The following is a 14376-nucleotide window of genomic DNA, read 5'->3' as shown; positions in this document are numbered from 1 at the left end:
GGCTTTACGACTGCTGCGCAGCCGGTCGGGGATAAATCCCCTCACCACAGGTTTGGGTTCACCCAATGACTCAGGCCGAGATGCCATGGGTTTTGAGGAAAGCGATAAACGCCTCTTCATCCATCACCTTCACCCCCAGCTCATTGGCCTTGGTCAGCTTCGAGCCAGCACCCGGCCCTGCGACCACACAATGAGTTTTCGCCGATACCGAGCCGGCGACCTTGGCGCCGAGGCTCTCCAGGTGCTCTTTAGCGACATCACGACTCATCAACTCGACCTTGCCGGTCAGCACCCAGGTTTCGCCGGACAGCGGCAGGCCCTCAACGACTTTCTTCTCGCTCAGCCAGTGCATGCCGAAATCCCGCAGCTGTTTCTCGGCGGCCTCGGCGATCTGCCGATGCTCGGGCACAGCAAAAAACTCGCGCACCGAATTGGCCTGCTTCTCCGGCAGCGCCTGACGCATGTCCAGCCAGTCGGCATTCATCACCGCCTCCAGCGAACCGAACCTGTCCGCCAGTTTCTGCGCGCCGCCCGGGCCGACAAAGGGAATGTGCAGCTTGTCGAGCAGACCACCGAGGGTGGTGCTGGCGGCAAATTCGGCGCCGAGTTCACCCTGATCCTGAATCTGCAGGCCATGCCCCAACAACTCGGTGATCACCTGCTGGTTGTGTGCATCTTCAAAGAAGCTGTGAATCTCGTGCGCCACTTCCAGGCCGATGTCCGGCAGGTAGGTCAGCACTTGCGGCAGCGCCTGCTGCACGCGCTCCAGCGAACCCAGCGAGCGCGCCAACACCTTGGCCGTTTCCTCACCGACATCGGGAATGCCCAGCGCATAAATGAACCGCGCCAGTCCCGGTTGCTTGCTGTTCTCGATGGCCGTCAGCAGCTTGTTGCTGGAGACCTCGGCAAAGCCTTCCAGATCGACAATGTCGTCGAACTTCAACGCGTACAGATCGGCCGGCGAGCTGACCAGACCTTCATCGACCAGTTGCTCGACGCTCTTGTCGCCAAGGCCCTCGATGTCCATCGCCCGGCGCGAGACGAAATGAATGATCGCCTGCTTCAGTTGCGCACCGCAGGCCAGACGGCCGACGCAGCGGTACACCGCGCCTTCGCTGATGGTCTCCTTGCCCTTGCTGCGTTTGACCAGTTGCGTGCGCTCGACATGGGACCCGCAGACCGGGCAATTCTCTGGAATCGCTACAGGACGGGCATTCTCCGGGCGACGTTCGGTGACCACTTGCACCACCTGCGGGATCACGTCACCGGCGCGACGGATGATCACCGTGTCACCAATCATCAGGCCCAGGCGCGCCACTTCATCCATGTTGTGCAGGGTCGCGTTGGCGACGGTGACGCCTGCGACCTTGACCGGTTTCAGCCGCGCCACCGGAGTGACCGCGCCGGTACGGCCGACCTGGAATTCCACGTCGAGCAGTTCGGTGAGTTCTTCCATGGCCGGGAATTTGTGCGCAATCGCCCAGCGCGGTTCGCGGGCCCGGAAGCCCAACTCGCGCTGATCGGCGATGCTGTTGACCTTGAACACCACGCCGTCGATTTCGTAGGCCAGCGCGTTACGCCGCTCACCGATGTCGCGGTAGTAATCCAGGCACTCGCCGATGCCTTTGGCCAGCTTCAGCTCGTGGCTGATCGGCATGCCCCACTTCTGCAATTGCTTGAGGTTGCCGATGTGAGTATCGGAGATATCGTGGGAGACCTGACCGATGCCGTAGCAGCAGAATTCCAGCGGGCGATTGGCGGTGATCTTCGAATCCAGCTGACGCAGGCTGCCGGCAGCGGCGTTGCGCGGGTTGGCGAAGGCCTTGCCGCCGACTTCCAGTTGCGAGGCGTTGAGGCGCTCGAAACCGGCCTTGGACATGAACACTTCCCCACGCACTTCCAGAGTCGCCGGCCAGCCTGTGCCATGCAGCTTCAACGGAATGTTGCGCACGGTGCGCACGTTGACGCTGATGTCCTCACCGGTGGTGCCATCGCCACGGGTGGCGCCGCGCACCAGCACGCCGTCCTGATACAGCAGGCTGACCGCCAGGCCATCGAGTTTCGGCTCGCAGCTGTATTCCACCGCCGCACCGCCACCGAACAGATCGCCGGCCGGCAGATCCAGACCCTCGGTCACCCGACGGTCGAACTCGCGCATGTCGTTTTCTTCGAAGGCGTTGCCGAGGCTGAGCATCGGTACTTCGTGACGCACCTGGGTGAACGCGGTCAGCGCCACACTGCCGACACGCTGGGTAGGCGAGTCACTGGTGATCAATTCCGGATTGGCCGCTTCCAGCGCCTTGAGCTCGTGGAACAACCGGTCGTACTCGGCGTCCGGAATGCTCGGCTCGTCGAGAACGTGATAACGGTAGTTGTGCTGATCGAGTTCAGCGCGCAGCTCTAGAATGCGGTTTTTGGCGGCGGTCATGGGTGTTCTCTCATAAAGCAAAAGAGCAGCCGAGGCTGCTCCAGTTTCATCATTCAAAGATCGCAGCCTCGTTGCACTCGACAGCTCCTACAGGGATCGCGTTCCTCTGTAGGAGCTGCCGAAGGCTGCGATCTTTTGATCTTGGCCTTAGCGCTTCTGGGTCAGGGCGCGGCGTTCGAATTCGACGATGCGCTGACGGTAGTGCTCGATGGTTTGCGCGGTCAGCACGCTGCGCTGGTCGTCTTTCAGCTCGCCGTTCAGTTCCTGCGACAGCTTGCGTGCTGCCGCCACCATCACGTCAAAGGCCTGCTTCGGATGACGCGGGCCTGGCAGGCCGAGGAAGAAACTCACCGCCGGGGTGCTGAAATGGTCGATGTCGTCCAGATCGAAGATGCCCGGCTTGACCGCATTGGCCATGGAGAACAGCACTTCACCGTTGCCGGCCATGCTTTCGTGACGGTGGAAAATATCCATCTCGCCAAAACGCAGACCGCTTTCCAGAATGTTCTGCAACAGCGCCGGGCCTTTGAAGCCGGCGGCGTCGCGGCAGATCACGCTGATCACCAAGACTTCTTCGGCTTGCGGCTGATCCTTGTCGGCCACCGCTGGCGCAGGCTTGCTGTCGTCGACGAAGTCATCATCACGGCTGCTGAAGCTCGGGCCGCCGTCCAGATCCAGATCGAGGTTCAGGTCGCCCTGGGCCGGACCATTGCTGCCGCGCTTGCCACGTTTCGAAGCGGATTCGCGAGGCTCGCGTGCTTCGCGGGCCGGCATGCTCACCGACGGCAGATCGTGTTCGTCCAGTTGCGGCTCTTTGTGCGTATCCAGCACGCGGGCCGGGCCCAACAGCTCGGCGCTGGTGTCCTCGTCCGGCAGGTTGGACAGACTTCGGTCAAGACGGAATTTCAGTTTTCCCTTGCCGCCGCGCATACGGCGCCAGCCATCGAAAAGAATACCGGCTATCACAATGATGCCGATGACGATCAGCCACTCGCGCAGACCGATTTCCATGTAATCCCGTGCCTCTATAAAAAATGCTGAAAAATAAGGGGTTTACATTGTGCAAACCGCTTTAAAACGTGGCGCCAACTCTATGTTCTGACAGGCGTTTTGCCCACGTATACGAAAAATTGACATTAAACTAGCACGACCAAAGACAACTTTACACCGTCTGTCACATTGGCTTGCGCGAATATGTCGATTGGCCAGCAAGTCGAAGTCGGTAAAAAAGTCCTACAGACTACTCATACCCTTCCGACACCACGCTGACTCAGGCGTCCACCATCGCCATCGCCTCCTCGACATCCACTGCAACCAGTCGCGAACAACCCGGCTCGTGCATCGTCACGCCCATCAGTTGATCGGCCATTTCCATGGCGATCTTGTTGTGGGTGATATAGATGAACTGCACGGTCTGCGACATCTCTTTAACCAATCGTGCGTAGCGTCCAACGTTAGCGTCATCCAGTGGCGCGTCAACTTCATCGAGCATGCAGAACGGCGCCGGATTCAATTTGAAGATCGCAAAAACCAGTGCCAGTGCGGTCAGGGCTTTTTCCCCGCCAGAGAGCAAATGGATGGTGCTGTTCTTCTTTCCTGGCGGCCGCGCCATGATCGTCACCCCTGTATCGAGTAGATCTTCGCCCGTCAGTTCCAAATACGCGCTGCCACCACCGAAAACTTTCGGGAAAAGCGCCTGTAATCCGCCATTGATCTGATCAAAGGTATCTTTGAAGCGGTTACGGGTTTCCTTGTCGATCTTGCGAATGACGTTTTCCAGGGTCTCCAGTGCTTCGACCAGATCGGCGTCCTGCGCATCCAGATAACGTTTACGCTCGGATTGTTGCGTGTATTCGTCGATGGCCGCGAGGTTGATCGCACCCAGGCGCTGAATCCGCGCATTGATCCGTTCGAGTTCTTCTTCGGCGGCGCGTTCACTGGCCTCAGGCGTCAAGGTCGCGAGCACGCCATTGAGATCGTAGCCGTCTTCGAGCAATTGATCCTGCAACGCCTTGCGCCGCACGGTCAGCGCTTGCCATTCCATGCGCTGCTGTTCGAGCTGGCCACGGATCAGTTGCGATTGCTGCTCGGCCTGGGTCCGGCGCTTTTCCGCCTCGCGCAGTTCGCGGTCGGCGTCTTCCAGCGCAATCTGCGCAGTCTTCAGTTCTTCGTCGACGGTCATGCGTTTGTCGAGCAGCTCTTCGAGTTTCAGGCGCAGCTCTTCCAGCGGTGCCTCGCCCTCCTCCAGATTCAGACTCAACTGCTCACGCTTTTCGGTCAGGCGCTCGGCCTGCATCTCCAGACGTTCCAACGCCTGGCGCGTGGAATCGTGCTGCGCGCGCAACGAGCCGAGACGCACCGCCAGTTGATGGGCATGATCCTTGTGCTGGCGGGCTTCCTGGCGCACGCGATCAAGGCGTTCGCGCAGGCTGTCACGCTGGGCCAGCAGCAACTCGCGCTGCTCGGTGTCCAGCGCCATGGCGTCGAGCGCTTCCTGCAATTGCATGCGCGCTTCGCCGATCTGCTCGTGTTCCAGTTCGCGTTGCTCGCCGAGTTCGATCAACTCTTCATCAAGGCGGGTGCGGCGCAGCGTCAGCTGTTCAGCCTTGGCTTTACCGGCGGACAACTGGGCTTTCAATTCACCTTGGGAGCGGGCTTCGTCCTGCAGCAAACGGCGCAAATGCTCACGGCCGTTTTCCTGCTGCCGCTGTTGCGCCCGCAGGGTTTGCAGACGGGTTTCCATGGCTTCGACCGTGGCTTCACGCTCTTCGCGTTCGGCCTGCAACGTCTCGATTTCCTGGCCACGGGCGAGCATGCCGCTCTCGGCTTCACTGGCGCGACGCACCCGCAGGAAGTGTCGGCCTACCCAGTAACCGTCGCGACTGATCAGGCTCTGCCCGGCACTCAACTGGCCGCGCAGGGCCAACGCTTGCTCAAGGCTATCGACCGGTTTGACCTGGCCGAGCCATGGCGACAGATCGATCTGCGCCTCGACTTTATCCAGCAGGCTGCCCGCCACTCGCACACCATCGCTGGCGGGGCTGAGCAGGCGCAGATCGCCTTGGGTGAAACCGGACAGATCGAAACCGTTGAAGTCGTCCACCAGCACCGCTTGCAGATCGGCGCCGAGCACGGTTTCCACCGCCAGCTCCCAACCGGCCTCGACCTTCAAGCCTTCGGCCAGACGCGGCCGTTCGGCGAGGTTGTGTTCCTTCAGCCATTCGGCGGTGCCGGTGCCCGGATCGAGTGCAGCCTGCTGCAAGGCTTCCAGCGACGCCAGCCGCCCGTTGAGCCGTTGCAGATCGCCCTGCGCCTGCTGCTGCGCGGTCAATGCCTGCTGCAGTTCCTGACGCAGTTGTTCCAGTTTTTCGACCTGCGCTTCTTCGCTGGTCTGCAAATCTTCGAGGGTCGCTTCGGATTCGGCGAGCTGCTCGTTGAGCGCCATGATCGCCGCGTCTTCCGGGTCGGCGGAAAGCAGATCGCGCTCTTCGGCGAGACGCTTTTGCCGATCGGCCAGACGCTCCATGCTGGTTTCCAGCTGCTGGATCCGCGACTGCTGCACTTCGGCCTGGCGCCGTGGTTCGGCAGCGGTCAGGTTGAAAGTGTCCCACTGCTCCTGCCAGCCGTGCATGACGCTTTCGGAATCTTCCAGCGCAGCGGCGGCTTCTTCGGCAGCGGCGCTGGTGACTTCCTGCTCGGGGGTGAGCATGTCCAGCTCTTCGCCGAGGGTCAGCAGCAGCGTGCGGTCGTGGCCCAGGTGCGATTCGGTTTCCAGACGCGCGCGCTCGGCTTCTTTCAGATCGTCCTGCAACTGGCGCAAGCGCTGCTGGCCGTGCTGGATGCTCTGCTCGACCCGGGCGATGTCGCCGCCGACCGAATAGAAGCGTCCCTGCACCAGATTGAAGCGCTCGGACAGCTCATGGTGCCCGTCGCGCAGGCGCTCGATGGCCGCATCGGCGTTGCGCTGCTCGGCGACCAGCGCTTCGAAACTGACTTCCTGGTTGCCGATGATCAACTCGCGCTGGCCGACCTGATCGTTCAGATCCTGCCAGCGCAAAGCCGACAGTTGCGCCTTGAGCTGACGCTCTTCGGATTTGTATTCCTGATACTTCTTCGCGGACTCGGCCTGCCGGTGCAAACGTTCGAGCTGACGCTCAAGCTCTTCGCGCAGGTCGGTCAGACGCGCCAGGTTTTCGTGGGTGCGGCGGATGCGGTTTTCGGTCTCGCGCCGGCGCTCCTTGTACTTGGAGATGCCCGCCGCTTCTTCAATGAAGTTGCGCAGGTCTTCCGGTTTGGCTTCGATCAGCTTGGAGATCATCCCCTGCTCGATGATCGAGTAGCTGCGCGGGCCGAGGCCGGTGCCGAGGAAGATGTCGGTAATGTCGCGACGACGGCACTTGGCGCCGTTGAGGAAATAGCTGTTCTGGCTGTCGCGGGTGACTTTGCGGCGAATGGAGATCTCGGCGTAAGCCGCGTACTCGCCGACCAGGGTGCCGTCGGAGTTGTCGAACACCAGTTCGATGCTCGCCTGGCTCACCGGTTTGCGGCTGGTCGAGCCGTTGAAGATGACGTCGGTCATCGACTCGCCACGCAGGTTCTTCGCCGAACTCTCGCCCATCACCCAGCGTACGGCGTCGATGATGTTCGACTTGCCGCAACCGTTCGGCCCGACGACCGCCGCCATGTTACTGGGGAAGTTCACCGTGGTCGGGTCGACGAAGGACTTGAACCCCGCCAGTTTGATGCACTTCAGCCGCACGCTCAGGCAACCGTCAGGGCGGAGACCACCAGATCGCAGCTGCGCTGGGCGTAAGCCGTCAGCACGATGCGGATCTGCGGCAAATCACGGGCGAGCACAGCGGCCAGCAGGCGTTCGAACAGTTCGAGGAACTCGCTCATTTCGGCCTTGCGCTGTTCGAGGGCGAGGAAATACGCACGGCTCATGGCCGGCTGCAGGTTCTCGACGGTCTCTTGCAGGTACGGGTTGTTGGCAAACGGGTACGCAGCGCGCATCACGGCGAAGCTGTCGTCGACGAAGGTGCGGATGTCCTGACGCTCGTAGCTGGCGGTCAGGCGCTGCTGGATCTGCACGAACGGCGCCATGTCGGCCTGGGTCTGCCAGCCATTGGCGACCGCATTGCCGAGCAGGATGTACAGCTCGCTCATCAGCGTGCACAGGCTCTGCACCTTGTGTGCGGTGAGTTCGGTGACATGGGCGCCACGTCGCGGCAGGATCGCGATCAGGTGACGGCGTTCGAGGATCAGCAGGGCTTCGCGGACCGATCCGCGGCTGACATTGAGGGCCAGCGTGACCTTCTGTTCCTGAATGCGCTCTCCCGGCTTCATTTCGCCGCGAATGATGCGTTCGGCGAGGTGGTGAGCGATTTGCTCGGCGAGGCTGTCCGGCGCCTTGAACGTCATGGTTGTCCTTCAAACTCTTCGATCTGCACAAGCGGCGCAGTGTAGCGCAAATGCAGGTGCATGGCGGAGTGCCCGCACGGCGCTTTTTGGCACGATTCAAGCAAAAAGGCAGTGAATCCGCTCAGGGTCAATACTCAATAGAGCACGCGTTAATCGACAAAACCGTTTTTCCTGACCTTTAAGTCAGAAAACCATTGACCGAAAAGTCAGACCTGCTAAATTCGGTTGAAGTCGGTTAACAACAATAATGAGTCTGCGAGGCCTTCCGTGATCCAGTTTTTACTTAACCAGGAACTCCGTAGCGAGCACGCCCTGGACCCTAATCTGACCGTGCTCAATTACCTGCGCGAACACGTGGGCAAATCCGGCACCAAAGAAGGCTGCGCCAGCGGCGACTGTGGCGCCTGCACCGTGGTGGTCGGCGAGTTGCAAACGGATGACGCCGGCCGCGAACACATTCGCTATCGCAGCCTCAACTCGTGCCTGACCTTTGTTTCGTCGCTGCACGGCAAACAACTGATCAGCGTCGAAGACCTCAAGCACCAGGGCGAACTGCACAGCGTGCAGAAAGCCATGGTCGAGTGCCACGGCTCGCAGTGCGGCTTCTGCACCCCCGGCTTCGTCATGTCGCTGTTCGCCCTGCAAAAGAACAGCGATGCACCGGATCCGGCCAAGGCGCACGAAGCGCTGGCCGGCAACCTCTGCCGCTGCACCGGCTACCGGCCGATTCTCGCCGCCGCCGAGCAATCCTGCTGCGGCAAACAGCCGGACCAGTTCGATGCCCGCGAAGCCGAGACCATCGCCCGCCTCAAAGCCATCGCCCCGACCGATATCGGCGAACTCAACAGTGGCGACAAGCGCTGCCTGGTGCCGCTGACCGTCGCCGATCTGGCCGATCTGTATGACGCTTACCCACAAGCGCGGCTGCTGGCCGGCGGCACTGATCTGGCGCTGGAAGTCACCCAGTTCCATCGCACCCTGCCGGTGATGATCTACGTCGGCAATGTCGCCGAAATGAAGCGCATCGAAACCTTCGACGACCGCATCGAAATCGGTGCCGCCACCGCCCTCTCCGACTGCTATGAAGCGCTGACCGCCGAATACCCGGACTTCGGCGAACTGCTGCACCGCTTCGCTTCTCTGCAGATCCGCAACCAGGGCACCCTCGGCGGCAACATCGGCAACGCCTCGCCGATTGGTGATTCGCCTCCGCTGCTGATCGCCCTCGGCGCGCAGGTGGTGCTGTGCAAAGGCGAAACCCGCCGCACGCTGAACCTGGAAGATTACTTCATCGACTACAAGGTCACCGCGCGTCAGGAAAGCGAGTTCATCGAAAAAATCGTCGTCCCGCGCGCCACCGCCGAACAGCGTTTCCGCGCCTACAAGGTTTCCAAGCGTCTGGACGATGACATCTCCGCCGTCTGCGCCGCATTCAACCTGCGCGTGGAAAACGGCGTGATCACTGATGCGCGCATGGCTTTCGGCGGCATGGCCGCAATTCCGAAACGCGCCGCCCATTGCGAAGCCGTGCTGCTCGGCCAGCCGTTCAACAACGCTGTGATCGAACGCGCCTGCGCTGCGCTGGCCGAAGACTTCACGCCGCTCTCGGACTTCCGCGCCAGCAAGGAATATCGCCTGCTCAGCGCGCAGAACCTGCTGCGCAAATACTTCATCGAACTGCAAACACCGCACATCGAGACTCGGGTGACCGCTTATGTCTAACCATCACGCCGTAGAGAAGACTCAAGCCGAACTGGCGGAACTGTTCGCCAGGGACCTGACCACCGGTGTCGGCCGCAGCGTCAAGCACGACAGCGCCGCCAAGCATGTGTCCGGTGAAGCGCAGTACATCGATGATCGTCTGGAATTTCCCAATCAACTGCACGTTTACGCACGGCTGTCGGACCGCGCCCACGCGAAAATCATCAGCATCGACACCAAGCCCTGCTACGCCTTCGAAGGCGTGCGCATTGCGATCACCCACGAAGACGTGCCGGGCCTGAAAGACATCGGCCCGTTGCTGCCGGGCGATCCGCTGCTGGCCATCGATGACGTGCAGTTCGTCGGGCAACCGGTGCTGGCCGTGGCCGCGAAAGACCTGGAAACCGCACGCAAAGCGGCGATGGCGGCGATCATCGAATACGAAGATCTCGAGCCGGTGCTGGATGTGGTCGAAGCCTTGCGCAAACGCCACTTCGTGCTCGACAGCCACACCCATCAGCGCGGCGATTCGGCCAATGCCTTGGCCACCGCAGAACACCGCATTCAAGGCACGCTGCACATCGGCGGCCAGGAACACTTTTATCTGGAAACCCAGATCTCCTCGGTCATGCCCACCGAAGACGGCGGCATGATCGTCTACTGCTCGACGCAGAACCCCACCGAAGTGCAGAAGCTGGTGGCCGAAGTGCTCGACGTGTCGATGAACAAGATCGTCGTCGACATGCGCCGCATGGGCGGTGGTTTCGGCGGCAAGGAAACCCAGGCCGCCAGCCCGGCGTGCCTGTGCGCGGTGATCGCGCACCTCACCGGGCAGCCGACCAAGATGCGTCTGCCACGGGTCGAAGACATGCTGATGACCGGCAAGCGCCACCCGTTCTATGTCGAGTACGACGTCGGCTTCGACAGCACCGGGCGCCTGCACGGGATCAATATGGACCTGGCTGGCAACTGCGGCTGTTCGCCGGACCTGTCGGCGTCGATCGTTGACCGGGCGATGTTCCACTCGGACAACTCGTACTACCTTGGGGACGCGACCATCAATGGTCACCGCTGCAAGACCAACACCGCGTCGAACACTGCCTACCGTGGTTTCGGCGGCCCGCAAGGGATGGTCGCCATCGAAGAAGTGATGGACGCGATTGCCCGTCACCTCAACCTCGATCCATTGGCCGTGCGCAAGGCCAACTACTATGGCAAGACCGAGCGCAACGTCACTCACTACTACCAGACCGTCGAGCACAACATGCTCGAAGAGATGACCGCCGAACTGGAAGAAAGCAGCCAGTACGCCGAGCGCCGCGAAGCGATCCGTCGCTACAACGCCAACAGCCCGATCCTGAAAAAAGGCCTGGCGCTGACCCCGGTGAAATTCGGTATCTCCTTCACCGCCAGTTTCCTCAATCAGGCCGGCGCGCTGATCCACGTCTACACCGACGGCAGCATCCACCTGAACCACGGCGGCACGGAAATGGGCCAGGGTCTCAACACCAAAGTCGCGCAGGTGGTGGCCGAAGTGTTCCAGGTGGAAATGGATCGGGTGCAGATCACCGCGACCAACACCGACAAAGTGCCGAACACCTCGCCGACTGCGGCCTCCAGCGGCGCTGACCTCAACGGTAAGGCCGCGCAGAACGCCGCCGAGATCATCAAGCAGCGTCTGGTGGAATTCGCCGCGCGGCACTACAAGGTCAGCGAAGAAGACGTGGAATTCCACAACGGCCATGTGCGCGTGCGTGACCACATCATGACCTTCGAGGCGCTGATTCAACTGGCGTATTTCAATCAGGTCTCGCTGTCGAGCACCGGCTTCTACAAGACCCCGAAAATCTACTACGACCGCAGCCAGGCCCGTGGTCGGCCGTTCTACTACTTCGCCTTCGGTGCGGCGTGCTGCGAAGTGATCGTCGACACCCTGACCGGCGAGTACAAGATGCTCCGTACCGACATCCTCCACGACGTCGGTGCCTCGTTGAACCCGGCGATCGACATCGGTCAGGTCGAGGGTGGTTTCGTCCAGGGCATGGGCTGGCTGACCATGGAGGAGCTGGTCTGGAACAACAAGGGCAAGCTTATGACCAACGGCCCGGCCAGCTACAAGATCCCGGCCGTGGCGGACATGCCGCTGGACCTGCGGGTGAAACTGGTGGAAAACCGCAAGAACCCGGAAGACACGGTGTTCCATTCCAAGGCTGTGGGTGAGCCGCCGTTCATGCTCGGGATTGCTGCGTGGTGCGCGATCAAGGACGCGGTGGCCAGCCTCGGTGACTATAAGCATCAGCCGCAGATCGATGCACCGGCGACCCCGGAGCGGGTGCTGTGGGGGTGTGAGCAGATGCGCCAGCTCAAGACTGTGAAAGCGGTCGAAGCTGAAACCGAGTTGGCTCCGCTCTAACGACCGAGGCGCGGCCTTCGCGAGCAAGCCCGCTCCCACAGGGATATGTGCTGACTGTTGGACTTGTGCAAAACCAATGTGGGAGCGGGCCTGCTCGCGAAGAGGCCCGAACAGACAACGACAGATGTCGAGGTGAACATGTACAACTGGATCGACGCCCTCGCCGACCTGCAGAACCAGGGCGAACCCTGTGTTCTGGTGACGATCATTGAAGAACTCGGCTCGACCCCGCGCAACGCCGGCTCGAAGATGGTCGTCAGCGCGAAACAGACCTTCGACACCATCGGTGGCGGGCATCTGGAATACAAAGCCATGCAGATCGCCCGCGAGATGCTCGCCAGCGGCAAGCAGGACACCCATCTGGAGCGCTTCAGCCTCGGCGCCAGCCTCGGCCAGTGCTGCGGTGGCGCCACCGTGTTGCTGTTCGAACCGATGGGCCAGGTGCAGGCGCAGATCGCGGTGTTCGGCGCCGGGCATGTCGGCCGCGCGTTGGTGCCGTTGCTCGCCAGCCTGCCGTGCCGGGTGCGCTGGATCGATTCGCGGGAAGAGGAATTCCCCGAACAGATCCCCCATGGCGTGCGTAAAATCGTCGCCGAAGAGCCTGTGGATGAAATTGACGACCTGCCCGCCGGCAGCTACTGCATCGTCATGACCCACAACCATCAACTCGACCTGGAACTCACTGCCGCGATCCTCAAGCGCAACGACTTTGCCTACTTCGGCCTGATCGGCTCCAAGACCAAACGGGCCAAGTTCGAACATCGCCTGCGTGATCGCGGCTTCGACAGCGGCGTCGTGCAACGCATGCGCTGCCCGATGGGCATTGGCGACGTCAAAGGCAAACTGCCTGTGGAAATCGCCATCTCCATCGCCGGCGAAATCATCGCCACCTATAACGCCAATTTCGGCCAGCACAGCGCCAGCGCCGAACCGATTGCCAGACTGCTGCCGGTTTCGCGGCGCAGTCAGGCCGCCAAACTCAAAGCCTCAAACTGATTAGAGAACCCTCATGCCTCTGACTCGCAAAGCCTACCGCGCCGCCATCCTGCACAGCATCGCCGACCCCGCCGAAGTCGGGATCGAAGCCTCCTACGAATATTTCGAGGACGGCCTGCTGGTGGTCGATGGCGGCAAGATCAGCGCCCTCGGCCACGCCAGCGAACTGCTGCCGACCCTGCCGGCGGACATCGAGATCACCCACTATCAGGACGCGCTGATCACCCCGGGCTTCATCGACACCCACATCCACCTGCCGCAAACCGGCATGGTCGGGGCCTACGGCGAGCAACTGCTGGACTGGCTCAACACCTACACCTTCCCGTGCGAAAGCCAGTTCGGTGACAAGGCCCACGCCGACGACGTGGCCGATATCTTCATCAAGGAACTGCTGCGCAATGGCACCACCACCGCGCTGGTGTTCGGCAGCGTGCACCCGCAGTCGGTGAACTCGTTCTTCGAAGCGGCCGAGAAGCTCGACCTGCGGATGATCGCCGGCAAGGTGATGATGGACCGCAACGCGCCGGACTACCTGACCGACACCGCCGAATCCAGCTACGTCGAGAGCAAGGCGCTGATCGAACGCTGGCACGGCAAGGGCCGCCTGCACTACGCGGTCACCCCGCGTTTCGCCCCGACCAGCACCCCGGAGCAACTGACCCTCGCCGGCCAACTGTTGACCGAATACCCGGATCTGTACATGCAGACCCACATCAGCGAAAACCTCAAGGAAATCGAGTGGGTCAAGGAACTGTTCCCGGAGCGCAAGGGCTATCTGGACGTTTACGATCACTACAAGCTGCTCGGCGAGCGCTCGGTATTCGCCCACGGCGTGCACCTGTGCGACGACGAATGCGCGCGGCTGGCGGAAACCGGCTCGGCGATCTCGTTCTGCCCGACCTCGAACTTCTTCCTCGGCAGCGGCCTGTTCAACCTGCAGATGGCCGAGAAGCACAAGCTCAACGTCGGTCTCGGCACTGACGTCGGCGGCGGCACCAGTTTCTCGCTGCTGCAAACCCTGAACGAAGCCTACAAAGTCATGCAGTTGCAGGGCGCGCGGTTGAGTCCGTTCAAGTCGCTGTACCTGGCGACGCTGGGCGGTGCGCGGGCACTGCGCCTGGAAGACAAGATCGGCAACCTGCAGCCGGGTTCAGACGCCGACTTCCTGGTGCTGGATTACAACGCCACGCCACTGCTCAGCTATCGTCTGAAACAGGCCAACAACATTGCCGAAACGTTGTTTGTGCTGATGACGCTGGGCGATGACCGCACGGTGCAACAGACTTATGCAGCGGGGGCTTTGGTGCATCAGCGCTGAGTTTTCTCAAGGCATAAAAAATCCCCCGGCGGTGTTAGCCCCGGGGGATTTTTGTTGCCTATCAGACCGTATTCGCGAGCAGGCTCGCTCCCACAGGGG

At 61.4% G+C, this 14376-nt stretch carries 8 protein-coding genes; 4 read left to right on the top strand and 4 right to left on the bottom strand.

The window, feature by feature from the left end:
• Window positions 1-70: 70 nt before the first annotated feature.
• The 4 genes from ligA to ACOYXG_RS08700 all read right to left on the bottom strand — a co-directional run bounded on the left by ligA (window position 71) and on the right by ACOYXG_RS08700 (window position 7849).
• Window positions 71-2428, bottom strand: coding sequence for an NAD-dependent DNA ligase LigA (ligA, locus tag ACOYXG_RS08715; protein WP_460357053.1), 2358 nt, complete (start codon window positions 2426-2428; stop codon window positions 71-73).
• Window positions 2429-2575: 147 nt separating this feature from the next.
• The gene (gene zipA, locus ACOYXG_RS08710) at window positions 2576-3439 is read right to left on the bottom strand and encodes a cell division protein ZipA (protein ID WP_096797077.1); all 864 of its coding nucleotides are present in this window, start codon (window positions 3437-3439) and stop codon (window positions 2576-2578) included.
• 259 nt (window positions 3440-3698) lie between these two features.
• Window positions 3699-7187 carry a chromosome segregation protein SMC gene (gene smc, locus ACOYXG_RS08705; protein ID WP_460357049.1) on the bottom strand — a complete coding sequence of 1163 codons (3489 nt, stop codon included), beginning with the start codon at window positions 7185-7187 and terminating at the stop codon, window positions 3699-3701.
• Between the two features lie 2 nt (window positions 7188-7189).
• Window positions 7190-7849, bottom strand: coding sequence for a GntR family transcriptional regulator (locus ACOYXG_RS08700; RefSeq protein ID WP_007961062.1), 660 nt, complete (start codon window positions 7847-7849; stop codon window positions 7190-7192).
• Between the two features lie 267 nt (window positions 7850-8116).
• Here ACOYXG_RS08700 and xdhA point away from each other — a divergent pair, with 267 nt between their 5' ends.
• From xdhA to guaD, 4 genes are all read left to right on the top strand, one after another.
• On the top strand, window positions 8117-9571 hold the full coding sequence (gene xdhA / locus ACOYXG_RS08695) for a xanthine dehydrogenase small subunit (protein ID WP_115990322.1): 1455 nt from the start codon (window positions 8117-8119) through the stop codon (window positions 9569-9571).
• Window positions 9564-11963: a xanthine dehydrogenase molybdopterin binding subunit gene (gene xdhB / locus ACOYXG_RS08690; RefSeq protein WP_460357045.1), complete on the top strand. Its 2400-nt coding sequence runs from the start codon at window positions 9564-9566 to the stop codon at window positions 11961-11963. Before xdhA ends, xdhB begins: the two co-directional genes overlap by 8 nt.
• A 138-nt stretch (window positions 11964-12101) precedes the next feature.
• Window positions 12102-12959: a xanthine dehydrogenase accessory protein XdhC gene (gene xdhC / locus ACOYXG_RS08685; protein WP_095138654.1), complete on the top strand. Its 858-nt coding sequence runs from the start codon at window positions 12102-12104 to the stop codon at window positions 12957-12959.
• 13 nt (window positions 12960-12972) lie between these two features.
• The gene (gene guaD / locus ACOYXG_RS08680; protein ID WP_460357041.1) at window positions 12973-14277 is read left to right on the top strand and encodes a guanine deaminase; all 1305 of its coding nucleotides are present in this window, start codon (window positions 12973-12975) and stop codon (window positions 14275-14277) included.
• Window positions 14278-14376 lie beyond the last annotated feature (99 nt).

Source organism: Pseudomonas sp. G3-39, from assembly GCF_054790485.1.
The sequence above is the reverse complement of the archived record's forward strand: the minus strand, read 5'-3'. Positions and strand labels throughout refer to the sequence as shown.

What these genes read in the sequence shown, in the direction of transcription:
- xdhC (WP_095138654.1), top strand. Translation starts at nt 12,102, where the DNA reads ATGTACAACTGGATCGACGCCCTCGCCGACCTGCAGAACCAGGGCGAA.
- zipA (WP_096797077.1), bottom strand. Translation starts at nt 3,439, where the DNA reads ATGGAAATCGGTCTGCGCGAGTGGCTGATCGTCATCGGCATCATTGTG.
- xdhB (WP_460357045.1), top strand. Translation starts at nt 9,564, where the DNA reads ATGTCTAACCATCACGCCGTAGAGAAGACTCAAGCCGAACTGGCGGAA.
- guaD (WP_460357041.1), top strand. Translation starts at nt 12,973, where the DNA reads ATGCCTCTGACTCGCAAAGCCTACCGCGCCGCCATCCTGCACAGCATC.
- ligA (WP_460357053.1), bottom strand. Translation starts at nt 2,428, where the DNA reads ATGACCGCCGCCAAAAACCGCATTCTAGAGCTGCGCGCTGAACTCGAT.
- ACOYXG_RS08700 (WP_007961062.1), bottom strand. Translation starts at nt 7,849, where the DNA reads ATGACGTTCAAGGCGCCGGACAGCCTCGCCGAGCAAATCGCTCACCAC.